Raw genomic sequence first — 23,528 nt, forward strand, 5'->3', positions numbered from 1 at the left:
TCAGTAAATTTTCATGTATTCTTATGATAAAAAAACAAACCCCTTAAATCAATGACTTAAGAGGTTGTTGTCGATTAGTAACCAGGGTTTTGTTCTAGCTTATTGTTTCCAGCAATAGCTTGGTTAGGAACAGGGAAACGGTTGAGATGTAAGCTACTAGAGGGGGAGTGATCCCACCATTTTTCTGTCGTAAAGGCTTTCCATCTGATGAGGTCAGTTCTTCTACGACCTTCTCCTATAAATTCGATACTCCATTCATCTAGAAAACGATATTTATCTATATTAGCAATTGTGACTGGATTTAAATCGATATTGTCTTTAAAATTTCTTTTTCTGACCTCATTGATCAACGTGACAGCTTTACTTTTATCTCCGATACGAAATTCACATTCGGCTAACATATAATAGATTTCCGCTAATCGGATCACCGGCATATCTGCGCCCCATCGCAATGTATTATTAGCTAGATTTGGAATAGGAACTTTTACTAGACGAATTCCAGTATTTTCTTCGCCTTCGGACATCTTTGATGGAAGTTGAGCCACGGAGCTGTATTTTTTTCCTGGACCGACTTCTGAAAAACGTGCCACCTGATCTACAAAATTCAAAGGCTGTTTATTATATTCTTCACCGCCAAGAATGGCTTTCCCGTCTGGAGATAGATGAGGTCCCACGATGAACATACCTTCATAATTTTCAGTACCTAAATAGTGATAGGGGTTCTTTCGAAAATCTCCGGTAGTGAATGCTTCATAGGGCGATCCTAATTTAAAATCACTGCTGTAAAGTGTACCATCTGGTTTTCTAGAAGGAGTAAGGTGGGCACCATTATTCCCGCCCATATCTTGACTAAAATATTCACGTGTATTGTAATGGTAGAAGTCCGCATAAAACCAATTGTATTCTAACATTTTAAATTCTGAAGGCATAGACCATATGATTTCTGGAGAACTGTTGTTTTTGAAGCCATGAACTCCATTCCAGGTTGGGTCTAATTGATAATCACCATATTCTTTATTGATGAGCGCTTGACTTAATTTTCTACTTTCCTCATACATCGGTTTACCAATATAAGTTTCCGCATTAAAATACAATTGAGCAAGCATCGCCGCTACAGCAGCTTTTCGTATTGCCCCTTCTTCTTTATCACCAGCTTTTTTTGCAGGTAAATTATTCATAGCTGCGCTCAGTAACTTTTCAATATGTAAAAAGAGTTCCTGTTCCGTATTTCGAGGAAGTGACTCTTGATCTAGTGATTCAAAAATAGGCATTCCACCAAAATAGTCCAATCCTCTTAAATAGAAGTAGGAAATTAATGCATCGAGTTGAGCCATATCAGCATTTTGGCGTTCAGCAGTTAAAGCAAATTTTGTATAGTCCAATTTAGAAAGATCATTTTTGGTATCCAAAGCAAGAGCAACTCCCATGAGCGTTCCACGCCATGTTCCCCAGATCCAACCGTCATCTGCGGTCCATTTATGATAATGATATCGTTCATTTTCTCCGCCATTATACCAATGTCTGCCCTTTGTCGTGATCGCAAAGTTGTCAGCAGTATACTCTTGTAGTCTCCAGCGATCTTCTCCCAAGTACCACTTGGCATGTGTAAAAGGTCTAAACAAGGCTGCTTTAATATCTTTTTCACTTTTATAAAATGTTTCAGGAGTGACAGAACTATAAAATTCCTGATCTAATTTGGTACAGCCCTGAAAGATGAGTCCTGCAGATAGTGTTAATATCGATATGTATTTTTTCATGATTTTATTTTTAAAAATTAATTTGTAGACCCATCATAAAAGTTCTGGTTTTTGGATAGACATTTCTTTCTTCAAAACCAGGTTCAAGTCCATTGATGTTCACCTCCGGATCCAATCCTGTATAATTTGTAAATACAAATAAGTCCCTTGCAGTAGCATAAATACGAAGTGATTTTATCGGTTTGATTACATTGTTATTGAATGAATATCCAATATTGAGCGCGTCAACCTTTAAGAATGTGCCTTTTTCAAGCCAGTAATCACTCAATTCTTTTTCACCTTTGATATTTTTATGTTTATCGTAGGCTTCTGCCAAGACATTCTGTCCTTTCACATTAGGCAGGCTGTAGTACATATTGATCATATTAAAGACATCATGGCCTATCCAACTACGCATATAGATACTTGCATCCCAGTTTTTATAAGAGAATTGATTGTTCCAAGATAATTGAAGCGTTGGGATCGCATTGCCGACGAAGGCTTTATCGCCAACAGTTTTACTTCGTTCTCTAACGTCAAATATATTTCCATCTTTGTCGTATAGCTGCCAGTAACCATCATCTGTAAATCCTGCAAATTTCCAGATATAAAATCTTCCTATATCTTCGCCCGGATAAAGTCTCACTGCTGATCCAGGGGAGCCTGGTGCAGGGAAGTCTTTTCGATCAGTAAATGTTTGGCTACCCACAGGGTATTGAGGGTGCTTTTATTATGAGAAGCCACAATACCGGTACTATACGTAAAGTGCTCCTTGGATACTGCTTTATAATTTAATTCAAATTCGTAACCTGTATTTTGCATGCTTCCAACATTCATGGTTGTTTTATCATGGATTGCTGGTGGCTGGGAGACGCTGATGTCATAAATAAGGTCATCTATTTTACGCTTATAGAAGTCAATTCTTCCGCTCAATTTATTTTCTAGAATTGAAAAATCTAGACCCAGATTATACTCTTTTTTAACTTCCCATTTGATATCAGGATTTTGATTGTGCATGACACCGTATGTTCTAAACCAATTACCATCTTGTAAGAACCAAGTATCAGCACTGTACATTCGGCTCGCTACTTTAGCGTCAAAACCTTCATTTCCGGTTTCACCATATCCTGCTCGTAATTTTAGATCATTGATAAAACTAACATCTCTTAAGAAGGGTTCTTGTGAGATACGCCATCCTGCAGATAGACCAGGAAAGAATCCCCATCTATTTTTGGGAGCAAACTTACTAGAGCCCTCATAACGCGCTGTCGCAGTCAGAATATAGCGATCCAAATAAGAGTAATTGACACGACCAAAAAAAGCAGCTAATTTCACCCAAGGGTTGCGCCATGAACCCATACCTGCTCTACCTTCGACTAAGTAGCTCCCTGTTCCCATATCATTTTCTTTAATGCCATCTACAGGAAAATCAGAGTTATTGGCTGAAAATCCTTGACCATTAAAATCTTGATAACTGTAACCTGCGACCGCATTTACCGCATGATCTGCCCATCGATTATTGTAATTAACCGTCCATTCAAATACCCGGTCATTATATTTGTTATAGTATTGTGAAGCATTTCCATCTACACCATCCTGCCTTGATAATCGATGTTGAGCGGATCGATAATAAGTGCCATGTTCAGAATTGTTTTTCACCCCAATTGTTGCACTTGTGGTTAGATGTTCCGTGAGATTGAGCTTTAACGTGCTATTGGCTAACAGATATTTAAATTGTTTTAAATCTGATCTCAGTTTCACTTCGGCCACTGGATTCCAATAATCATATCCACCTACTAGAACATTAAATCCGCTGACATCATTTACATCGTAAGGAGTTTCTGTTGGATTAAGCACCATTGCCATATTGAAAATATCATTATTGCTTCCAAAGGCTTTTGCTTCATTGTAGCTTACATTAGTGTTTAATTCAGCAAACCCGTCAAAAAACTTAAAGGATGAATTGATACGTCCACCTATTTCTTCCCTTTTAGATGTAATGGCCATACCAGTAGCATCTCTTTTTGTAAAGGTGGTGTACACATTGGCATTTTCAGATCCACCACTGATGTTTACCACTTGTCTATGGCTAAATGGATTGTTATTTGTCACTTCATCGTACCAATCAGTTTTGTGCCCAAGGTCATTCCCAAGGCCATATTCAATAAATTTTTCGGCAGATAGGACTTCAGGTTTTTTGCGCACGGTTTCGATGAAATATTCTGAAGTAAAATTGACTTGTGCTTTTCCTATTTGAGGTCTTTTAGTTGTAATTAAAATAACCCCACCAGAAGCTCTAGTTCCATAAATCGCTGCGGCCGAAGCGTCTCGCAGCACATTAATCGATTCAATGTCTTCCTTAGCAACCGAATTAATATCACCACCAGGTACACCATCAATCACAACCAAAGGACCCTGAGATGCATTGACTGAATTAACACCTCGTAGTTGCAAGGAAATTCCCGCGTTGGGATCAGTCCCGTTGGTCGAGATGACGCTTAGCCCTGGAACTTTTCCTTGGATAGCAAGTAATGGTGATACCGTACCTGCGACCATGTCTTTTTGTTTGATGGTGGATACAGCACTTGTAAGTTCTTTTTTATCGATGGTACCATAACCTACTACGACAGCTTCTTCTAAGCTTTGTGCTACCGATATCATTTTGATATTGAGGGTGGTTTCGCCATTATATCGAACCTCTTGTGTTGTAAATCCGATCATATGGATGGAGATCACTTCATTTTTTTTGACATTGTTCAATTTGAAAATACCATTCTGGTCCGAAGCGGTACTTTTTGGAGTACCTTTGACATGAATCGTGGCTCCGGCTAAAGGGTTTCCAGCTTCATCGGTGATACTACCGCTAAGTACTGACTGCAACTCATTACTGTACTGGTTCATAGGCGATGCCATAGATGTGATCGCGTAAAAATTGGTACTAAACAGCAATAATTTGGTAGCTACTTTAAAATTGTTGATTTTAAATTTCATAAGCTAAAATGTTTATAAGAGGTGTTTAAAATTATTGGTGAAGATTATTTCGAGTATAATCCGTTCGATATTGAAGTCAATATGCCGTAGCAATAATAGGAGCTTATTAAGTATATAATAATTATCATAGTTGGTTTGGTTATAATCCTCAAATTGAGAAATTTTTAAACCTTAAACCTTATGGTGAGACATTTTGATATGATTATGAGACGATTTGCTTATGTTTTATCTTTTTAAGTAAAAAAGTATAAATTTATAAGAAAATAAGATTAATCTCACTTTTTGTATTTGATGGTACTAATCTCGTGTGTTAAATATTGTTATTGGATTAAGAACAAGCATTATGGTCTGCTTATTTCAAATTATGATTGCGTAATTTAAAGTTGATTGGAGAAAAATTTAAATTTAGATGTACAACTGGATTGTATTTCTATGTTTAAGGAGTCTACAGATCAATTGTGTTTATTAAAGGGAAATAGACTTTTAGATAAATAAAAACCATGATCATTTAGATCTGATAATGTCTTCACTCCATTTACATTTTTTTCGGTGGATCAATCATACCTTTTTTATTATCCAATAAGAAAGCAAGAGTAGCGCCAGCGATATAACCTATTAAATCTGACCATAGAAATCCTTGTCCAAATATCAGACGGAGTACTGGGTTATTTCTGATATAGATCAAAAAGGGAATTTGTACCAATTGCAAGCATTCAATGAAAAAACAAAAAACAAGCGCTATTGTAATGGAGAATAAATTTGAACGATCATAAAATAGTAACCTACAGAACCAGTAGACCATCACAGCATAAAGTATATCACCCGTTACAGCTGGAATAAAGGTCAATTTTCTAGAAGCTAAGCCTACTATTATTGTTGTTATAGCAAGCAAAAGATATCTTATCTTTTTATTTCTCAGGTTAGTTATCATGAATGATTGCGATTACTTTTTTTTGATATTAACGTCAAGAATTTTTAATTACTATCCTTGTAAACCTCTCTTAGGCTGATCTTAATTGCGAAAGTAGTTAAATATTTCGGAGAAGTGAATAAGTTGGACAATAGAAGTTGAGTAGTGAGAGTAGGAACAATTGTGTACTTTAGCCAATAGCAATACAATTGACTATGGATGATTTTTTGAAACAGGTAAATTCTTATTACCCCCTTTCAGAGCAAACAGCTGATGCTGTTAAAGCTATTTGCAAAATACAATCTTTCAAAAAGAATGATTTAATCTTAAGCGCGGGTGATAGGGCACGATATTATTATTTCATCCGCAAAGGTTTGTTGGGGTATTATACTGTTGATGACGATGGTCATGCTATTTTCAAACTGTTTTTTGAAGAAAATAGCTTTGTTGCTTCTACCTCGGCGATCATTGAAAATAAACCCAGTACCTTTAGTATCGTCGCTTTAGAAGATTGTGAATTAGTGATGTATCCTGCTCAAGCTTTCCGTGAGCTACTGGTCAAACATCATGATTTGGCATTGTTTCAAATTCATTATTTAGAGAAAAATTGGGTTGTGAAGAAGGAACCTTTAGAAATTGGTCTAAAATGGGATACAGCAAAAATCCGTTACATTAAACTCTATGAAAATCAGAAATTATATCAACGACTTAAACAACATCATATTGCTTCCTATTTAGGTATTACACCAACTCAATTAAGCCGTATACGTAAAGAGTTAAAATTCTAATTTCTCAACATATGTAAACGTTTTTCATCTTTTGAACCTAGACCTTTGTCCTGGATTAAAATAAAAAGAAGATGAAAAAAACAGCAATGACATGCTTTATTTTTGTAATTATACTACCTGTTTTTGGACAACAGATTATCCATGAGCAAGTATATAGTGCAAAAATGCAAAAGAAAGTTCCGGTAGTCATCATCACGCCTGACATCGTAGAAGGGAAAAGCTATAAAACGGTTTATATTTTACATGGCTATAGTGGCAATTCCGAAAGAACTTATCAGCGGGACATACCCGATTTAATCACAAAATCGCAGTCTTTTCAAACCATCTATATTTTACCTGATGGTCATTTTAACAGCTGGTATGTCGATAGCCCAATTGATCGCGGATCTCAGTATCAAACTTTTATAGGAGATGAATTGGTGAAGTATGTAGACGCTCATTATCCAGTCGTTTCTAATAGGGCAAATAGGGGTATTTTGGGATGGAGTATGGGTGGTTATGGTGCAATTAATATAGGTGTTACCTTTTCACATGTATTTTCTCTAGTGGGGAGTTCATGTGGTGCATTGGATTTTGCCCAATTTGGTGAAGCCTATCATCAATATCAAGTTGATCAAGTTTTAGGTGCATATCAACAATTAGATCGATCATATTTAACTTCCAATAAGATTGGGAAAATGAAAAGTGCAGATCAGTTTTATATTTTAGACTGCGGTATTGAGGATGACCAGATGATCGGTATGAATAGAAGCTTTCATAATCAATTGATAGAGGCACATGTGGACCATATTTATCAAGAATCAAAGGGTGCTCATGATACCTCTTATTGGAGCAGATCGCTTTCTAATCAATTAGCCTTATTTGAAAACTACTTTTATTATGAAAAATTTTAGAGCAGTTATCTATGTGCTATTAGGAGCCATTAGTTATGGATTATTGGCGACCATTGTCAAATACGCAAATGGTTTAGGTATAGGGACAAGCGCACTTACATTTTGGCAATTTTTTATCGGATTTATATTTTTATTAGGGCTAGACTTAATTTGGAAAAAAAGATCAAGTGAGGCGAACATAGTAGTATCTTTTAAATCAAAGTCAACGTTGCTGCTTTGGGGAACTTCGCTTGGACTTACCACCACGCTATACTATCTATCGATTCAATATGTTCCAGTATCCGTAGGGATTATACTGCTTATGCAGTCCATTTGGATTAGTCTTATTGTTGAAGTTGTCGTTCATAAAAAAAGACCAAATACGACTAAGATTATCGGTGTGATCATCGTTTTGATTGGTACAGTGCTTGCAACAAACATTTTTGATGCGGAGCTTAACCTCAGTTTAAAAGGTCTTTTATTGGGGCTAGGGGCAGGAGCTTCCTATACGTTATCACTCTTTGCCTCAAGTTCTGTGGCCTTGGATGTGCCTAGTCATATCCGAAGCAAATATTTAGTTATGGGAGGTTTACTTTTGATTATTATGTTTTGGAATATCAGTATTGTTCAACAAATGACTTTAGATAGTTTATATTGGGGAATTGTGATTGCTATTTTTGGGACTATTTTACCACCGCTTCTTTTCACGAAAGGTATTCCACAGGTCGGAATTTCGTTGGGTAATATTTTCGCTAGTCTGGAAATTCCTGTATCGATTCTATCAGCAGTTATCATTTTACATGAGTCTGTTGTCATGGTTCAATGGACTGGGATCACATTGATTTTGTTTGCAATTGTATTAATGAATAAAAAAATAAAAACTGGTCTTAAATGATGATGATGCAGTCTAATCATAGATACGTTTGTATGTTACAAACGTATATATGATGATATATATTGAATCAGCAATAGTTAGATAAAGATTCTTATTTTTTTAAACAAATTAAATTTTATTAGTTTAACCATGATGAAGTCCGCTATTACGTTCTATTTTAAAGCAATCTTTTTATCCATTTTAATTTTGTATCCGTGTACGGAGGATATTTAATATTGGGTTCAGCCCATGTCGCTTTTTTTAGTACTGATTTTTGATGTGTGAAACAATGGAATCCAGCTTCACCATGATAGTTTCCGATACCTGAATTTCCCACACCACCAAAGGGAAGAGATTCATTGGCGACGTGCATAATTGTATCATTGATACATCCGCCGCCAAAAGATAAGAATTCCAGAAACATTTCTTTTTCTGATGATTCGTTACTGAATAAATAAGCCGACAGTGGCTTTTCTTGTTGTGTAATGATTTGATAAGTTTGCTCTAGATCGATGTACGTCAATATAGGTAGGATGGGACCAAATATTTCTTCCTGCATCACTTGATCTTCCCAACTGACATCAGTCATAATTGTAGGTGCAAAATGCAACGTTTCAGAATTATTTTTTCCGCTGATATAAGCGATCTTATCTTTATTGATCATCTGCTCAAGACGGTCATAATTGCGTCTATTGATGATGCTGACATAGTGATCTGAATTTTCAGTATAGCGTAATTCTTCTAATACTATTTTGATCATTTGCAATACCTGATCTTGGATAGACTCATGTACATATAGGTAATCTGGAGCGATACAGGTCTGTCCGCTATTGAGAAATTTCCCCCATATCAAGCGTTTAACAGCCACTTTTAGATCTGCCGAGGGGGTTATGATCGCTGGTGATTTACCTCCTAGTTCCAATGTGACTGGACACAAATGTTTAGCAGCAGCTTGATACACGATTTTACCGACTTTAGGACTTCCTGTAAAGAAAATTTTATCATAACGCAGTTCCAAAAGAGCGGTAGTTTCCGGTATGCCACCCTTGATTACATAGAGATACTCTTTTGGGAAATTTTTATTGATTAGCTCTTCCATGAGTAGCATAGTCTGTTCAGGTAGTTCACTTGGTTTGATCATAGCGGTATTTCCTCCTGCTATTGCACTGACCAGCGGCGCTAGTGTTAATTGGTATGGATAATTCCATGCTCCTATAATGAGTGTATTCCCTAATGGATCTGAATATCGATAACTCTTTCCGGGCAGATTTGCTAAATTTGTGCGAACTCGTTTTGGTTTCGCCAGTTGATCGAGGTGCTTTAAATAAAAGTCTATTTCTGAATAGATAATAGTCAGTTCATTGGTATAAGTTTCGAAAGGAGATTTTCGAAAATCTTTGTAAATGGCATTATAGCATTTTTCTTCGTTGGATTTAAGTAGTTCCTTTAATTTGGAGAGTTGTTGTTTTCTGAAATTAATAGATCTGGTCGCTCCTGACAGGAAGAATTGTCGTTGAGACTTATGTATCTGTTGTAAATCCATATATTTAATGTGTGTAGTCTCTATTGCTGTTTTTAATTTTCGACTGCTTTTATAAACTCAGTATCCATAGGGGAAATACTTGGTCCAAAATAATGGGTTAGATTTCCATTCTCATCAACGATATATTTGCTGAAATTCCAATCTGGTGCATGATCATTCCATCCATTGCATGAGGCATTTGTCAACCATTGAAATACGCGATGCTGTGCGCTGTTTTTGATGACAGTAGTTTTTTTGGCAACAGGAAATGTAAGTCCAAAATTTAACTGACAAAATTGTGTAATTTCAGCATCATTACCTTTTTCTTGACTACCAAAATCATTAGCTGGAACAGCAATTATAGCAACTCGATTACCTAATTTTTCATGTAATCGTTGGAGCTCTTCATATTGACGGGTATAACCACAGTCAGATGCTGTGTTTACCAATATTACTTTTTTTCCTTTAAGATAGGAAAAATCTAATTTTTGACCATTGCTTTTTATTATATTTAAATGGTAAAATGACTCCGGAGTTCCTTTTTCGGGTTTGTTGTAACGCATTGTCCCCATCTTTCCTGATTTGGAAATCTTTTTGATCACAGGGTATAGGATATGCATTATTTTTTGCTTTAAATTCATAGTGAAAGACTGTTGATATGCGATGCCGATTATTTTTGTGAAATCGGTCTAAAAAAATATGGACTCCTTTTAAAAAATATTTTGAATAGCGATCTCAGAAACTAAGTTACAAATAAATAGTTTGTCCGTACTTAGATACTTTTAAATGTAGAAGAACAATAATTTTTACACAATAAAGAATAGCATATACACTATTTTGGATAATTAGATTGGATTGTCTAATGTGCTATTTAAAAATTAAATAAAGATATATGAGATGTTATTCATGTTTTGACACAAGATATCTATAATGAGGATAAATTTTTGAAAGTACTTGATCAAGTATTATAAATAGAATTGTTGAGAATAAATGGACTCGTTCGTTCGGATAGATCATTTAAAACAGAAAAAGGAGAAGTATACCTGTTTCCTGCTCCCTTTCTGTTGTACTTGAATGTAATACCCTTTAAAAATTAACGCTTTGAAAGCTGATTATTGATGATCATTAATTCTTCTGAACTGAGATTGATGTCCATGGCTTTAGCATTGGCAATAGACTGCTCAGCATTTCGAGAACCTGCCAATACAACAGTTATAGCAGGTTGAATCGTTGTCCATCGTAATACTAATTGAGCTACAGATACTTTCTTATTTTCAGCAATAGGCTCAAGTGATGTGATTAAATTCTTTACTTTTTCAAGATTAAATTGAGAAAAATATTCTTTACGATGATCATTTTCTTTTAATTTACTTTCATTAAAATATTTACCCGTTAACAAACCTCGTTCCATGGGACTGTAAACGATGATTCCTGTTGTGGTATCTAGCGCATAAGGTACTATATCATGCTCAATACCACGATTGAGCATGCTATAGGAAACTTGATTACTGGCTAATTGGATTGTTTCTGACGCCTCTTTTAGTTGTGCTATGTCGTAATTACAAACTCCGGCAGCGCGTATTTTTCCTTGTTCAATAAGTAGCTCCAAAGCCTCCATAGTTTCGCTGATGGGAGTTGTCGAATCTGGCCAATGTACTTGTAAGAGGTCGATGTAATCCGTTCCCAAGCGTTTGAGACTTTCTTCAAGTTCCTTAATAATATGGGCTTTGGACGTATACCTAAATACAGGAACAACTTTTCCCTGTTCTTCTGCGTCAAAGAAAAAATCGCCTTTACCTCGATTACTACCATCCCAAACTAATCCAAATTTAGTCAATAACTGTATTTTTGATCTATCTTTTCCTTTGATGGCTTCACCGATCATTTCTTCGCTCAAACCAAACCCATAGAATGGAGCAGTATCGATACTGCTAACACCATAATCAAGTGATGCATGTATAGCAGCAATAGAATCTTTCTTTTCATTTCCGCCCCACATATTTCCTCCAATAGCAAATGCTCCGTAAGTGATTGCTGATAATTCTAGAGCTGTATTTCCTAATCTTCTATATTCCATGATGTTCTTTTTTTAAATTAATGCTGTAATCAATATCGTGGGGGGCTCCTGTAATTTTTCTTCTATCAATTTACCAAATGCTTGAATATAAGGTTGTCGGTTGTGATTGTCTAGACCCGATTTTGATTTCCATATCTCGTAGAAGGTAAACAGATTATCATCATCAATAGCTTAATGTAAGCTGTATAATTCACATGCTTCTTCTTGACGTGTTTCTTCAACCATATATTGTAATACAGAAAGGACTTCATCCTTACACTCGCCTTTTGCCTTGATGATGGCTGTTAAATAAATTTTCATGATACTAATTTTTCTGTTACTATTTCTGTGAACACTTTTTCAAGATGATTTTCATAAGCTTGCATATCGCGTAAAATGTCAGCATTTTTTTCAACATCATGAAAGTGAAAACTTTCTAATTTTTCTAGTGATGCAAATGCATTCATGCGATGGAAACCAAATAGCGGTCCCTCGTCTACACTGGTTTGCTTGAAAAACTCTCCGGGTAATGTAAAAGCTGTTTTAGGTGCATTCCAGCTGGATGTAACCATGTATTTTCTGCCCTGTAACATGCCTCCAGTGCCATAGTCGATGTCGGGGTTTTCGGAACGTCTTCCATCATTTCGATAAATTCCTTTTCCATGACCTGCTGTAAATACCTCGTCAATATATGTTTTAAAACCATTTGGAACCTGAAACCACCACATCGGAGTGTGATAGATAATATAATCTGCCCAAACAAATTTCTCCACTTCTGTGTCTTTGTCGTATCCTTCGGATATCGTTGTCACTTTTACCTCCACATCCATAAACTTTTCAAAAAAAGCAACTGTATTTTCCGTTACTGTTTTATTGAACCGTCCACTTGAATGCGCGAATGATTGTCCGGCGTTGATAATTAATATATTTTTCATATGTAAATGAATTGTATTTTAATGTGTCTATGGAATATCCAGATTACTTTCATTGCTTTTTGGCTATCGTGAATATTTCATTTTATTTTAAATTTCTGTTACAAAGGTATTGGGCTTTGTATTATTATAGAAATAGGGTAAATTATAGTTAACTATCATATTTATGATACTTTTGCTTTCAGTTGCTACTTTGTAAGAGTTGCCGTGTTCAATAGGGGCGATTGTGAGCAATAAAGGTTTATTAACCAGCGTGGTGTTCTTTTAATATTCTTAAAAAGAGTGAATTATATTGATGGAAGAATGCGGGTTTTTCATATATATGATTTTTTATATCGGTCGCGATTTATCATTTTTATGATACTTTTAGTATTTTTACATCATATTTTTGATACTATGGTTAATTTAGAATGGTATCGCACGTTTAAAGCGATCTATAAGACAGGGACATTAACAGGTGCTGCGGAAATCTTATTTATTTCGCAACCTGGTGTTAGTTTGCATCTAAGTTCGCTGGAAACCTATGTTGGAAATAAATTGTTTGACCGTACAGGTCGTAAAATGATACCAACAGAACATGGAAAAGTATTATTTAATGCGTTGGTCGAGCCTTTAACAAAACTCGAGGAGGTGGAGAAAAACTTTCAGCGGTCAACAGAGAAACATATCCCGACAATAAGTGTAGGTATGTGTTTTGAAACTTTTCAGATTACTTTGGAACAGTATGTCTCGACACTTCCTTTTAATCTGATTATCAGTTTTGGAGAGTATCCTGAGATGCTTGATCAACTGGACAAAGGTATTTTAGATTTGATCATCACCCCTAAAAAGGGGGTGTCTGCCAATATTGAACATGAACCGTTTTCATATGAAAAAATCGTGCTGGTAGGGGGAAAGGAGGTCGATACTGAGGCTTTTAAAGAGGTACTGAAAACAAAAAATAAGGGTTTTATTGAGGAGTGGCTGAAGCAGCAGAAGTGGTATGGCACAACTGGTGATATGGAACATCTTTTTAATTTTTGGAACTTAAATTTTGGTAAAAAGCCAGATTTTAGACCCAACTATATTGTTCCCAATCTCAATTCAATTGTGCGTTGTCTAAGTGCTGGAACTGGTTTAGCTGTAGTCCCAGATTTTTTATGTCACAGCGAGATTGATAACGGAAGTATACAACTGATCTGGGAAGGGGATAAAAAGTTGAAAAACACTCTATATTTCGGCAATCGGAAAAAAACTGTTCATCACGACGAGATTGATCATATCAAAGTATTATTCAGAAAAGTAATGGCAAGATAATTGTGATTTTTTCCATCATTAGGAACTCTATTAATGGATAGATAAAGAATAGGCGGTTGATTTGTTTGTAAGAAATTAAGTAAAATTAAAATCATGGATTTATGTATACTATGATTGGTGAAATTAAAAAGCTAGGTAGATCATCCTTATTTTGATTCATACCATAAAAACTGATTTTTATAGAATAGAAATGAAAAAAGAGCAGATCACATGGGGGATTATTGGATGTGGTGATGTAACGGAAAAAAAGAGCGGACCAGCCTTCAATAAAGTCAGTAATAGTCAGTTGTTAGCTGTCATGCGGAGGGATGGCAAAAAAGCAGCAGACTATGCACGTCGGCATCAGGTTCCATTGTGGTATGATGCTGTGAATCAGTTATTACTGAATTCCGAGATTAATGCCATTTATATCGCTACACCGCCTTCTTCACATCTTGAATATGCTATCAAGGCATTGAAATATGGTAAAGCAGTTTATATCGAAAAACCAGTTACGCTCAATGCAGATGAGGCGACATGTCTGGCAGCCGCTGTTGAGCAATATCAAGGTAAGCTTGTCGTTGCTCACTATCGAAGACAACTTCCTATGTTTCTCAAAATTAAAGAAATCATTACGCAAGGTGTGATCGGTGATATAAGACTTGTAGATTTACGTCTATGGCAATCTAGATCTCCTGATTTAGTTACTCAAGATCTATCAAACTGGCGTACAAATCCAGCAATTTCAGGTGGAGGATATTTTTTTGACCTTTCGCCACACCAACTAGATCTAATGCTTTATTTCTTTGGAAAACCGCTGTCCTATTCGGGTTTTAGTCAGGTTCAAAATCCTCATAACAATAACGTCGCAGATCAAACTATAGGAACGATATTATTTGATCATAAAATTGTATTTAATGGAAGTTGGAATTTTAATGTATCGAAATCCGATAATGTGGATACTTGTGAGGTAATAGGTGAGTTAGGGAGCTTAAAATTTTCAATATTCGGCAATAACATCACTTTAAAAGGGAGCGAAGGAGAGCGTGAAATTTTCTTTACACATCCCGAAAACATCCAACATCCGATGATTGATAATACTGTAAATTACTTTTTAGGGAAGGGGACAAATCCAAGTTCAATAGAAGAGGCAGTTACATTAATGCAGATGATTGATACATTTGCGGTAGTCTATCATTGATTTTCTAATTCTAAGCCGTTCTGTTGAATAATTTTATTGATTATTTTTTGATAAAAATCTAACCTTAAATACAATTAAATATGTTTAATTATAAGGATGAGCTGCCTACCTTTTACATGTCTACTAAGTTTAAAAAAAAATAGGAACCGACCTTGAAAGGGTAGATTCCTATTTTTTATGTTTTATCAATAACTAATTAAGCAACATCGATAGTAGCTTGAATAGTTTTTGTTATTGCATCCAATAATACTTCTTTGTAAGCCATGAAATGAATCTGACGATCTACTTCTTCTGACAATTTTAAAGCAGTTTTTGCTGTTTTTACTGCTTGTAATTCATTTAAATAAAGGCTGTTAAATGTTTCAGTATCTTTATTTTTAAGTATCCTTATCGTGTGAGAATATTGCTCAAATATATCCGTTATGATAGCTAAATTAGCAATATCAAAGTGTTGAAGTTCAATTGTTTTTTCAGAAAGCTTCTCAAGCTTTTTTCTTTCTTTTGCGTAACCCATAATAGTTGCGAAGATACTGAATTTTATACATCTATTTGCACTATAAATAGAATACATACCTTGTATATTTACTGCATCATTCATATTATAATTTCTAAGGTTTAGTTCGTGTACTAAATCTTGAGTATATACTAATTACTGTACTTTTTTATCGTATTATAGCATAGACTTAGTTTTGTTCACTGGATTGCTATAACTCATGGCAATATATCTTGCTTTATTTCCTTGAACGATTATACCTGTTAAAAGTCCTTTTGATAAACATTGCAGAAGTGAATACAGATCTTTCACTGATCTTTACTAACAAAATGGCTTAACAGAGGTTTATACTATTGGGTGTCATCTTCGAACCATAATATAAATAGGTTTGCGCATCGGATGAAAATTTGAGATGATCCACGGTATTCTCTTTTTGCTCATCCAAGTAATTTAATAAATGCTTTAGAGAAGTTATACTCATTTGAGCGTTATGATTTTAAATTATAGAATTAGAGCTGTGATTTTAACTGTATTCTTTGCTTTCTGGCACTATTCCTAGTTAGTTGTATAGAGAAGTAGACAACTTATTTATTCGATTTCGGTACCATCATGGGCTGCCAAAAACGAATATAAGATTTTTCACCTTTCATGGGGGTTAAATACCTAGTCATTGGTATAAATTCATTCCTTTAATTGAGGTTCTGTGTATTTTAACAATAGACTTCTTGATTTAACTTTGGGTTTAAACGTATAAATACTCTTTTTTAAGAATAAAATCTAAAGGATATAGCATACTGTTTGCTCTTTTGTTAACAGCAATCTTGATCAATTGTTTTAATTAATATCAGTATTGCCAGATAAAATTAAAGTAAGCGTTAACAGAGATTTATAACAGTACAGCACAAAAATTATCCTTTATGACGAAGACAGAATTTAACACCCAAGTAATTGAGCAAACAAATGAGCTCAAGGTTTTTGCAAAACGTTTTACAAATGATCATGACGAGGTCAATGATCTATTGCAAGATACAATGTTGAAAGCGGTTAGCTACTTTCGTAATTTTCAAGAGGGATCTAATCTAAAAGCTTGGCTTTATACCATTATGCGCAATACTTTTATTAATAATTATAGACGTACCACAAAAAGTCGTTCGTTTATTACGACAGAAGACGAAATAAGTACCGCACATCTTCATTATTCGTCGGTTAGAAATGGTGGTGAAGATAAGTTTGTAATGGAAGATATTCAAAGAGCATTAGGTGAATTAGATGAAGGATTTTATGTGCCGTTTACGATGTTATTCGAAGGTTATAAATATAATGAAATTGCAGAACACCTTAATCTTCCTATTGGTACTGTAAAAACACGTATTCACATTGCACGTAAAAGATTAAAAGGTACTTTAGCAACCTATAAAAATTAAATTAAACTTTTATTAATATAATACAAGGGCTCTCTAAAATCTAATTTTTGGAGAGCCCTTGTATTTGGAGCATTGTCCGTTTAAAATTACGCTTCTAATGATTTAATGAATTTTAGCAGACTTTTCTCTGTTGCATCACTAGCATCTTTCATTTCTATTTTTTTCTTTAGCTTAGCAAGTATTGTTTTCAATGAACCTGATATATATTGTTTTTGCAAATCAGGATGTATGTAATAGTTGCGGGTGACTGTTCTCGTATTGCCCAATTGATCAGCAACATAATCAAGAATATTCAAAAGCATTTTTTTTCGATCACTTTCAATTTCAGAAAATGGCTGTTGAGCCATCATCATTAAGGCCAAAGAGCAACCTGCCCAGGTTCTAAAATCTTTACAAGTATAATCTTCCTGCATTGCTTTTTTTAAATAAAGATTTAGATCTCCAGAATCCAGTCTTTGGATTTCACCCTCTTGATCGTAATATTGAAATAGTTCCTGCCCAGGGATATCTTTGAGATTTTTTAACATTTTAGCAATTTTTGGTTCTTTGAGATATACCTGCTGTAAGACACCTTTTTTACCTTTGAATTTAAAAAAAATTTCATTACGGTCTATTTTTATATGTCTATTTTTTAGGGTGGTAAGACCAAAAGACCCATATTCCACTTCGTAAGACTTATTACCAGCACGTATATAAGTAGCATTCATAGTGCAGATTGCGATTGCACAGACTTTGTCTTTGGTCATCCCTCTTTTACGTAAATCTTTTGTAAGTTGATTGCGCAGTAACTTCATCTTCTTAGCAAAGCCTACTAATCGATCAAATTTTTTGAGATTGCGTATACTGGACCAATTTGGGTGATACTTATATTGCTTACGGCCTCGTTGGTCTATTCCAGTAGCTTGTATGTGACCATTTTTGAATTTACATATCCATACATTACGCCACGCAGGTGGTATGACCAGTGCTTTTATTCTTTCAATTGTATTTTCGTCTTCAATCAGTCCTTTTTTTGAAAAATAATAAAATTTTCCATTTTTTTGTTTGCGAGTGTAACCAGACTCTTTACCAGTTACGTAACGCAGATTTAGCTCCACAGCTGGATGAGGAGAAGAGATTGCTGTTTTCATAGAAAAAATTTATTGTTTTTTGGTAGAATCAAGAATTAAACGCCTCATGTTAAAATTCGCGCGTACTTGTATTATTTTTTAATCATCCTATTTATTATAAATTGTAGGTTACCGTAGATTTCGTATCCTGTCCTAATTCTATGGTAATACTTTAAACTAATGAGTAGTCACAATGTTTGGAGAAGTCAGATTTTGCGTATTATTTGCAGTAGTTTAAGTATTTGTAACAGGTAAATAATTTGAAATTCATTTAATGATTTTTTATCCTGTATTTCCATGTTGACAAATCTCTACTTTAATGAAATACGACCGTTGCCGCTTCTCGATTTCAAAACAGCTTGGTCATAGATAAGTAAAGACCGAACCTTTTTATCTATCATTCGTTATATCAATAGTGTCAATCATTAAATTATAGAGTATGGCTTATTTATTTAAAGAAAAACATAGATTAGGATTAGGTGGAGTAGCTATTGGAACAGGATTTGAGGTTTTGTCCGATACTCAGTCACAAATGATATTACAAAAAGCCTGGGATTTGGGTATTCGCTATTACGACACTTCTCCTTGGTACGGATTGACAAAAAGTGAAGCTAGATTTGGAGAGTTTTTAAAAGAAAAGGATAGATCTGAATATTTACTATCTTCTAAAATCGGTCGTTTGTTTGAACCGGTAATACCAGAAGCAGTTCCTCCGACAATGTGGAAATCTCCATTTTCATTTGATTTTGAACATGATTATACAGCTGATGGGACAAAACGATCGATCGATGATACTTTACAAAGAATGGGAGTAGACCATTTGGATATTGTATTTGTTCATGACTTGTCCGAAGATCAAGTTGGTGATCGATATCCTTATTTTTTTAAGCAAGCTCAGCAAGGCGCATTTAAAGTGCTTTCAGACTACCGCGATCAAGGTATCATAAAGAGCTGGGGTTTAGGAGTCAATAAGATTGAGCCAATTTTAGATTGTTTAGAGGTTGCCGACCCAGATGTATGTCTATCAGCAACGCAGTATTCCATTCTTGAGCATGAGGATGCTGTCGATCGTCTTTTGCCTGTAGTAAAAGATCGGGGAGTCAAGCTCGTTTCTGGAGCAGGTTATAATTCTGGATTTATTGCCGGAAGAAATCGCTATAATTACAAGTCTACTATACCCAAAGGGATGGTTGAAAAAAGGAACCGTATTGCACAGATTGGTATTAATTATGGGGTTGATATCATTGCAATTGCTATGCAATTTGTCCTCGCTAGCGATTCGTTTGTTTCAATTGTGCCAGGAGCAAGCACAGTGGACCAGGTCATTAGTAATGTAAATGCTCTACATGTAAATATCCCTAATGAACTGTGGCAGGAACTAAAACATGAAGGACTCATTTACAAAAATGCTCAAGTGCCGACAGAATCTTAGTATCCAGGAGTGTGTATTTAATTTGTCTATTAGATTGGCTCTCGTTATATCATAGTAAATTTTGACCACTTACTTAATGAGTATATAGTATAATTAAACATGGGTACATGCTCACTACTTAAGATTATAACCTAATTATATTTTAACAATTTTTATTAAACAAAAATGGAAAATAAACGGCATATATTGATGATCTTAACTTCTCATGATAAAATGGAAGATACAGACAATAGGACAGGTGTTTGGTTAGGTGAAATGACAGATCCATATTATAAATTTATAGATGCAGGGTATCAAGTTCTTTTTGCTAGTCCGTTAGGAGGAGAGCCTCCGATCGACCCTATGAGTAAGCTGACAGAACATGTTACGGCTTCTAATAAGAGATTTGCAGATGACTTAACTGCACAGTCACAATTTAAAGATACACTTTCACTGGATAATATTCTTTCCTCGGCATTCGATGCAGTTTTTATCCCGGGAGGACATGGACCTCTTTGGGATTTGTCAAGACATCCAGATGTAAGCAGATTGCTTCAAGATTTTATTAAGGAAGGTAAGCCAGTAGGTGCTGTTTGTCATGGCCCTGCTGCCTTACTTGCTCTTGCCAAGGATCATCCAGACTATTTGGTTGGCAAAAAATTGACTTCATTTACAAACGTGGAGGAAAAGCTAGTGTTTAGAAATCAGCATATTCCATATCAATTAGAAACTAAATTGCAAGAATTGGGAGCAGACTTCAGTTCTGCATTAATACCCTTTGGAGTTCATGTCGTGCAAGACGGCAATTTGGTAACGGGGCAAAATCCTTTATCTGCAGGACCAACCGCACTGAAAATTATAGAAATCCTTCAGGGACTAAATAAAGAAAACCTGGAATTATAAAAATTAGATTAAACATATGGAAAAAAAAGAACAAGGATTTATTAAAAAATATATTGAAGTATTCAAGAATGCGGTGTTAGGATTTATCAATGAAGACTGCCTTAAGTACAGCGCATCCCTTTCATACTATACAATTTTTTCGATTGGCCCTATACTGGTTCTGATGATATCGTTAGCAGGGATATTTTTTGGTGAAGATGCTATTCAAGGTAAAGTATTTTCTGAGATGAGGGGCTTAGTCGGTCCAAGTGCAGCTAAGCAGATTCAAGAAGTGATCATGAATCTTAAGTTGTCCGGAAAATCAAACTTGGCATTAATAGTCAGTATCATTACATTGTTAGTTGGAGCAACTACAGTCTTTGGAGACATACAAAATTCGATTAATAGAATTTGGCACGTACGCGCAAAACCAAAACGTGGATGGTTAAAATTAATAACCGATCGTTTGTTATCTTCTTCTTTAGTCGTAGGCCTCGGATTTCTATTGATGGTTACTTTAGTTGTTAATGGCATTATTTTAGCATTTACAGATCAGTTGCAACTCTATTTTCCAGATATAACAGTGTTTTTTATGGATGCGGTCAATTTTGCATTAAGTTTTGCAATTATTTTTATTCTTTTTGGTATCATATTTAGAACTCTTCCTGATGTTAAAATCGAATGGAAAACAGTTCGCGTTGGTGCTTTCTTTACCGCGATCTTATTTATTATTGGTCGATACGGAATTGGTTTATATTTACAATCTTCAGGTACTGAATCTACCTATGGTGCCGCTGGAGCATTAGTTCTAGTGCTATTATGGGTATATTATACTGCTGCGATCCTCTATTTTGGTGCTGTTTATACCAGAGAATTTGCCGTAGCAAATGGTATTCCTATCAAACCAGCCGATTATGCGGTGTATGTTGAAGAAAAGGAGAGAGAACGTATTGTTACTGAAATTCCTCCTGAAGATGTATCCGCTGATAAATAAGTTTCTGCATCATCATGTTTAAGTAGTTATGAAACTAACTCTTTGACTAAAATACGTTGAAATACATACATATACAATTTACTTGTTATCAACTCAGTATGTATGATAAGTGAAACAGATAATAAAATTTGAATGCTCGCAAAAGTAAAACGCTTTATGCGGGCATTTTATTTTTTAGTGCATGACCCTATTCGATTTATGTTTAGCATTTCGGTTTGATTTTTGTGTTAAATTTCTTAAAGAATATTATTTTTAATTATTAAAATCTTACTAATTTTTGATTTTTAGAGCGCATTTGTACTGTTCTGATCTCCTGTATAAGCTGTCTTTTTTACGATAGTATTATGGAATTATTACAAATCAATTTCTATCCGCTTAATAGTGCGTGTTATGATATGTATATCAACCTATAGGTTCCTTATATTTTTAAAATATATGATTTCAACTGATCATTAAAATAATGAGAAGATTATCTTTGATTATTTTTCTTTGCACAGGATATTCCATTCTCTTATAATGATACTGGCGAAAATCATCTGAGGGAAGTTAGTGGGCGTTATGCTAACAATGAAGGAATTTATCTTTTTGGTGATGGTTGTCTTTTACTTTACACTTATGTTTTAGTAACACAGTCATGTTGTTGTCGCTGTTTGTGATTAAAGAATAAATGCCAACAGGAGGGTTCTATGCTCAAAAAAGAATATATAAATTTAATTTTACATGAAAATATGATGGAATTCATTAAAAACAAAGTAACCATTTTTTTTGCACTCAGTATATTATCGATTTTAATTGGAATTTTCACTGCCATAGTGCTTTATACTGGAGCTTCTGCTGCAGACAAATTAGCGGCGATGTATATTATTTTTGGTGGAATTCCCATTTTTCTTCTTATTGTGATTGATAGAATCTTTGTGTGGAAATTTGGTGCAAAGCAAGTAAATAGGGTGCAGCTTTATATTGTTATTATTTTTTTGGTGCTTTTTGTACTCAACTGGATCAGATTGCGTTCGCAGGTTTAAATAAATTGAAGAATTAAAAATAAAACAAATTTCCAATGAAAAAGAATAAAACCAAAATGATTATTTTAATAACAACAGCAACTGTACTTGTGCTGCTCGTGGTGAGCAATTTTATTTATGTTTCACCTCATGAAACATTGCTTTATAAAATTCAACAGTATGTCACGTATTCAAAATCAGATTGGAAAAATTATGAAGAAAATAAAATGATATTAGCCAATAATCCAACTGACGGTAATAGGGTTACTGAAGTAGAAAGGGCGGTATCTCCCGAAGATATCTACTCATTAGATACAAATCGAGTAGCACCAGAGGTTAAAGATGAGGAATTAAAGAAAATTAAAAATGCAAATTTCGAGAATTTAATTCCTTCTTCCCATGTACCTGATCATGAGGATGCCCAAGCTGCTTTGATTCGATTCACTAAAGGTCGATTAACCGATGTTATTATCAATCAAAAGATAAATATCAAAGTCGGAAAATGTTATGATAACCCCCATACAGAAGGTAGCTACCATTGTGTAAGCTGTATGATATTACTGTATAATCGAGATACTAAAGATTGGCAAGAGGCGCCAAATGGGGATCATTTTCTTAAGCCTGCATATGATTTTTATCAACCTTCAAAAGGAGATATTTGGGAAGCAAAAGATCTTTCCATGCGCATACCATTTGATTATGATTTGTATAATAAATTTCAAACTAAGAAGTAAGGTTGTTGCTTGTGATAATCGTGCTATAATTCTTATATATAATTTGTAATTAATCAATTGAAATTTATTCTTAAAGTGGGAATTGATAGATAATCGTTATCTATCAATTCCCGAAGCTATATGTAGAAGATGATTGCATTTATTTTATCATGCATCATCGTGATTATCGACTTCATTTGGATTTGGCGGCAATGGATTAGTATCTTTTGATGGCCTAGTACCAGTATCGCTTTTCACTTTGGTTTGTGTCTGAGTAACTGAAGTCTTTCTCTTTCCTTTCACCTCTGGTTTTGCAGTTTGATTTTTCATATGTGATAGATGTA

General features: G+C 34.8%; 23 protein-coding genes. 11 read left to right on the forward strand and 12 right to left on the reverse strand.

The features are described 5' to 3' along the window. Positions 1-74: 74 nt before the first annotated feature. The 4 genes from B3P23_RS06200 to B3P23_RS06215 form a co-directional block, all read right to left on the reverse strand. Positions 75-1,757 carry a RagB/SusD family nutrient uptake outer membrane protein gene (locus tag B3P23_RS06200; protein WP_293925103.1) on the reverse strand — a complete coding sequence of 561 codons (1,683 nt, stop codon included), beginning with the start codon at positions 1,755-1,757 and terminating at the stop codon, positions 75-77. Between the two features lie 10 nt (positions 1,758-1,767). Then, positions 1,768-2,445 (reverse strand): hypothetical protein, encoded by a 678-nt coding sequence (locus B3P23_RS06205; protein ID WP_293925104.1) that lies wholly within the window; start codon positions 2,443-2,445, stop codon positions 1,768-1,770. Further along, positions 2,379-4,727, reverse strand: coding sequence for a SusC/RagA family TonB-linked outer membrane protein (locus B3P23_RS06210; protein WP_293925105.1), 2,349 nt, complete (start codon positions 4,725-4,727; stop codon positions 2,379-2,381). Before B3P23_RS06210 ends, B3P23_RS06205 begins: the two co-directional genes overlap by 67 nt. Positions 4,728-5,262: 535 nt before the next feature. Next, on the reverse strand, positions 5,263-5,619 hold the full coding sequence (locus B3P23_RS06215; protein WP_293925106.1) for a DUF2809 domain-containing protein: 357 nt from the start codon (positions 5,617-5,619) through the stop codon (positions 5,263-5,265). Between the two features lie 233 nt (positions 5,620-5,852). Here B3P23_RS06215 and B3P23_RS06220 point away from each other — a divergent pair, with 233 nt between their 5' ends. The 3 genes from B3P23_RS06220 to B3P23_RS06230 all read left to right on the forward strand — a co-directional run bounded on the left by B3P23_RS06220 (position 5,853) and on the right by B3P23_RS06230 (position 8,192). Further along, a complete protein-coding gene (locus B3P23_RS06220) occupies positions 5,853-6,425 on the forward strand; it encodes a Crp/Fnr family transcriptional regulator (protein WP_293925107.1) in 573 nt (190 codons plus the stop codon). Between the two features lie 71 nt (positions 6,426-6,496). Continuing rightward, positions 6,497-7,318, forward strand: coding sequence for an alpha/beta hydrolase (locus B3P23_RS06225; protein ID WP_045756441.1), 822 nt, complete (start codon positions 6,497-6,499; stop codon positions 7,316-7,318). Then, on the forward strand, positions 7,305-8,192 hold the full coding sequence (locus tag B3P23_RS06230) for an EamA family transporter (RefSeq protein WP_293925108.1): 888 nt from the start codon (positions 7,305-7,307) through the stop codon (positions 8,190-8,192). Before B3P23_RS06225 ends, B3P23_RS06230 begins: the two co-directional genes overlap by 14 nt. Before the next feature lie 157 nt (positions 8,193-8,349). On the opposite strand, the gene B3P23_RS06235 is transcribed toward B3P23_RS06230, so the two are convergent. The 5 genes from B3P23_RS06235 to B3P23_RS06255 all read right to left on the reverse strand — a co-directional run bounded on the left by B3P23_RS06235 (position 8,350) and on the right by B3P23_RS06255 (position 12,684). Next, positions 8,350-9,738, reverse strand: a complete 1,389-nt coding sequence (locus B3P23_RS06235; protein ID WP_349681555.1) for an aldehyde dehydrogenase — start codon at positions 9,736-9,738, stop codon at positions 8,350-8,352. An 8-nt stretch (positions 9,739-9,746) separates the two neighbouring features. Continuing rightward, positions 9,747-10,334, reverse strand: coding sequence for a glutathione peroxidase (locus B3P23_RS06240; protein ID WP_293925110.1), 588 nt, complete (start codon positions 10,332-10,334; stop codon positions 9,747-9,749). A gap of 452 nt (positions 10,335-10,786) precedes the next feature. After that, the gene (locus B3P23_RS06245; RefSeq protein ID WP_293925111.1) at positions 10,787-11,770 is read right to left on the reverse strand and encodes an aldo/keto reductase; all 984 of its coding nucleotides are present in this window, start codon (positions 11,768-11,770) and stop codon (positions 10,787-10,789) included. A 171-nt stretch (positions 11,771-11,941) separates the two neighbouring features. Then, positions 11,942-12,070, reverse strand: a complete 129-nt coding sequence (locus B3P23_RS06250) for a putative quinol monooxygenase (RefSeq protein WP_293925112.1) — start codon at positions 12,068-12,070, stop codon at positions 11,942-11,944. Beyond that, positions 12,067-12,684 (reverse strand): NAD(P)H-dependent oxidoreductase, encoded by a 618-nt coding sequence (locus B3P23_RS06255; RefSeq protein ID WP_293925113.1) that lies wholly within the window; start codon positions 12,682-12,684, stop codon positions 12,067-12,069. Before B3P23_RS06255 ends, B3P23_RS06250 begins: the two co-directional genes overlap by 4 nt. Before the next feature lie 393 nt (positions 12,685-13,077). Here B3P23_RS06255 and B3P23_RS06260 point away from each other — a divergent pair, with 393 nt between their 5' ends. Both B3P23_RS06260 and B3P23_RS06265 read left to right on the forward strand, forming a co-directional pair. Then, complete coding sequence (locus tag B3P23_RS06260) at positions 13,078-13,977, forward strand: LysR family transcriptional regulator (RefSeq protein ID WP_248753383.1); 900 nt, start codon at positions 13,078-13,080, stop codon at positions 13,975-13,977. Between the two features lie 190 nt (positions 13,978-14,167). Next, entirely contained in the window at positions 14,168-15,157 is a 990-nt protein-coding gene (locus B3P23_RS06265) for a Gfo/Idh/MocA family protein (RefSeq protein ID WP_293925114.1), read from the forward strand. Between the two features lie 196 nt (positions 15,158-15,353). Here B3P23_RS06265 and B3P23_RS06270 read toward each other — a convergent pair whose 3' ends face one another. Beyond that, entirely contained in the window at positions 15,354-15,755 is a 402-nt protein-coding gene (locus B3P23_RS06270; protein WP_293925115.1) for a hypothetical protein, read from the reverse strand. 812 nt (positions 15,756-16,567) lie between these two features. On the opposite strand from B3P23_RS06270, the gene B3P23_RS06275 reads away from it, so the two are divergent. Further along, complete coding sequence (locus B3P23_RS06275) at positions 16,568-17,074, forward strand: sigma-70 family RNA polymerase sigma factor (RefSeq protein WP_045754878.1); 507 nt, start codon at positions 16,568-16,570, stop codon at positions 17,072-17,074. 86 nt (positions 17,075-17,160) lie between these two features. Here the strand turns inward: B3P23_RS06275 and B3P23_RS06280 are convergent, their stop codons facing one another. Beyond that, positions 17,161-18,204, reverse strand: coding sequence for a DNA topoisomerase IB (locus B3P23_RS06280; RefSeq protein WP_248753385.1), 1,044 nt, complete (start codon positions 18,202-18,204; stop codon positions 17,161-17,163). 418 nt (positions 18,205-18,622) lie between these two features. Between B3P23_RS06280 and B3P23_RS06285 the strand changes: the two genes are divergently transcribed. The 5 genes from B3P23_RS06285 (at position 18,623) to B3P23_RS06305 (ending at position 23,205) form a co-directional block, all read left to right on the forward strand. Further along, entirely contained in the window at positions 18,623-19,615 is a 993-nt protein-coding gene (locus B3P23_RS06285) for an aldo/keto reductase (RefSeq protein ID WP_293925116.1), read from the forward strand. A 165-nt stretch (positions 19,616-19,780) separates the two neighbouring features. After that, positions 19,781-20,497 carry a type 1 glutamine amidotransferase domain-containing protein gene (locus B3P23_RS06290; protein WP_293925117.1) on the forward strand — a complete coding sequence of 239 codons (717 nt, stop codon included), beginning with the start codon at positions 19,781-19,783 and terminating at the stop codon, positions 20,495-20,497. 16 nt (positions 20,498-20,513) lie between these two features. Continuing rightward, complete coding sequence (locus B3P23_RS06295) at positions 20,514-21,470, forward strand: YihY/virulence factor BrkB family protein (protein ID WP_293925118.1); 957 nt, start codon at positions 20,514-20,516, stop codon at positions 21,468-21,470. A gap of 686 nt (positions 21,471-22,156) precedes the next feature. Continuing rightward, positions 22,157-22,492 (forward strand): hypothetical protein, encoded by a 336-nt coding sequence (locus B3P23_RS06300; RefSeq protein ID WP_045754883.1) that lies wholly within the window; start codon positions 22,157-22,159, stop codon positions 22,490-22,492. Positions 22,493-22,527: 35 nt separating this feature from the next. Beyond that, complete coding sequence (locus B3P23_RS06305; RefSeq protein WP_293925119.1) at positions 22,528-23,205, forward strand: hypothetical protein; 678 nt, start codon at positions 22,528-22,530, stop codon at positions 23,203-23,205. A gap of 147 nt (positions 23,206-23,352) precedes the next feature. Here B3P23_RS06305 and B3P23_RS06310 read toward each other — a convergent pair whose 3' ends face one another. Beyond that, positions 23,353-23,514: a hypothetical protein gene (locus B3P23_RS06310; RefSeq protein WP_248753390.1), complete on the reverse strand. Its 162-nt coding sequence runs from the start codon at positions 23,512-23,514 to the stop codon at positions 23,353-23,355. Positions 23,515-23,528 lie beyond the last annotated feature (14 nt).

Origin of the sequence: Sphingobacterium sp. UBA6320 (assembly GCF_002440335.1) — a bacterium.
GTDB lineage: Bacteria > Bacteroidota > Bacteroidia > Sphingobacteriales > Sphingobacteriaceae > Sphingobacterium.

What these genes read in the sequence shown, in the direction of transcription:
- B3P23_RS06255 (WP_293925113.1), bottom strand. Translation starts at nt 12,684, where the DNA reads ATGAAAAATATATTAATTATCAACGCCGGACAATCATTCGCGCATTCA.
- B3P23_RS06220 (WP_293925107.1), top strand. Translation starts at nt 5,853, where the DNA reads ATGGATGATTTTTTGAAACAGGTAAATTCTTATTACCCCCTTTCAGAG.
- B3P23_RS06275 (WP_045754878.1), top strand. Translation starts at nt 16,568, where the DNA reads ATGACGAAGACAGAATTTAACACCCAAGTAATTGAGCAAACAAATGAG.
- B3P23_RS06260 (WP_248753383.1), top strand. Translation starts at nt 13,078, where the DNA reads ATGGTTAATTTAGAATGGTATCGCACGTTTAAAGCGATCTATAAGACA.
- B3P23_RS06240 (WP_293925110.1), bottom strand. Translation starts at nt 10,334, where the DNA reads ATGAATTTAAAGCAAAAAATAATGCATATCCTATACCCTGTGATCAAA.
- B3P23_RS06230 (WP_293925108.1), top strand. Translation starts at nt 7,305, where the DNA reads ATGAAAAATTTTAGAGCAGTTATCTATGTGCTATTAGGAGCCATTAGT.
- B3P23_RS06245 (WP_293925111.1), bottom strand. Translation starts at nt 11,770, where the DNA reads ATGGAATATAGAAGATTAGGAAATACAGCTCTAGAATTATCAGCAATC.
- B3P23_RS06225 (WP_045756441.1), top strand. Translation starts at nt 6,497, where the DNA reads ATGAAAAAAACAGCAATGACATGCTTTATTTTTGTAATTATACTACCT.
- B3P23_RS06290 (WP_293925117.1), top strand. Translation starts at nt 19,781, where the DNA reads ATGGAAAATAAACGGCATATATTGATGATCTTAACTTCTCATGATAAA.
- B3P23_RS06300 (WP_045754883.1), top strand. Translation starts at nt 22,157, where the DNA reads ATGCTCAAAAAAGAATATATAAATTTAATTTTACATGAAAATATGATG.
- B3P23_RS06265 (WP_293925114.1), top strand. Translation starts at nt 14,168, where the DNA reads ATGAAAAAAGAGCAGATCACATGGGGGATTATTGGATGTGGTGATGTA.
- B3P23_RS06210 (WP_293925105.1), bottom strand. Translation starts at nt 4,727, where the DNA reads ATGAAATTTAAAATCAACAATTTTAAAGTAGCTACCAAATTATTGCTG.
- B3P23_RS06200 (WP_293925103.1), bottom strand. Translation starts at nt 1,757, where the DNA reads ATGAAAAAATACATATCGATATTAACACTATCTGCAGGACTCATCTTT.
- B3P23_RS06285 (WP_293925116.1), top strand. Translation starts at nt 18,623, where the DNA reads ATGGCTTATTTATTTAAAGAAAAACATAGATTAGGATTAGGTGGAGTA.
- B3P23_RS06270 (WP_293925115.1), bottom strand. Translation starts at nt 15,755, where the DNA reads ATGAATGATGCAGTAAATATACAAGGTATGTATTCTATTTATAGTGCA.
- B3P23_RS06305 (WP_293925119.1), top strand. Translation starts at nt 22,528, where the DNA reads ATGAAAAAGAATAAAACCAAAATGATTATTTTAATAACAACAGCAACT.
- B3P23_RS06250 (WP_293925112.1), bottom strand. Translation starts at nt 12,070, where the DNA reads ATGAAAATTTATTTAACAGCCATCATCAAGGCAAAAGGCGAGTGTAAG.
- B3P23_RS06310 (WP_248753390.1), bottom strand. Translation starts at nt 23,514, where the DNA reads ATGAAAAATCAAACTGCAAAACCAGAGGTGAAAGGAAAGAGAAAGACT.
- B3P23_RS06280 (WP_248753385.1), bottom strand. Translation starts at nt 18,204, where the DNA reads ATGAAAACAGCAATCTCTTCTCCTCATCCAGCTGTGGAGCTAAATCTG.
- B3P23_RS06295 (WP_293925118.1), top strand. Translation starts at nt 20,514, where the DNA reads ATGGAAAAAAAAGAACAAGGATTTATTAAAAAATATATTGAAGTATTC.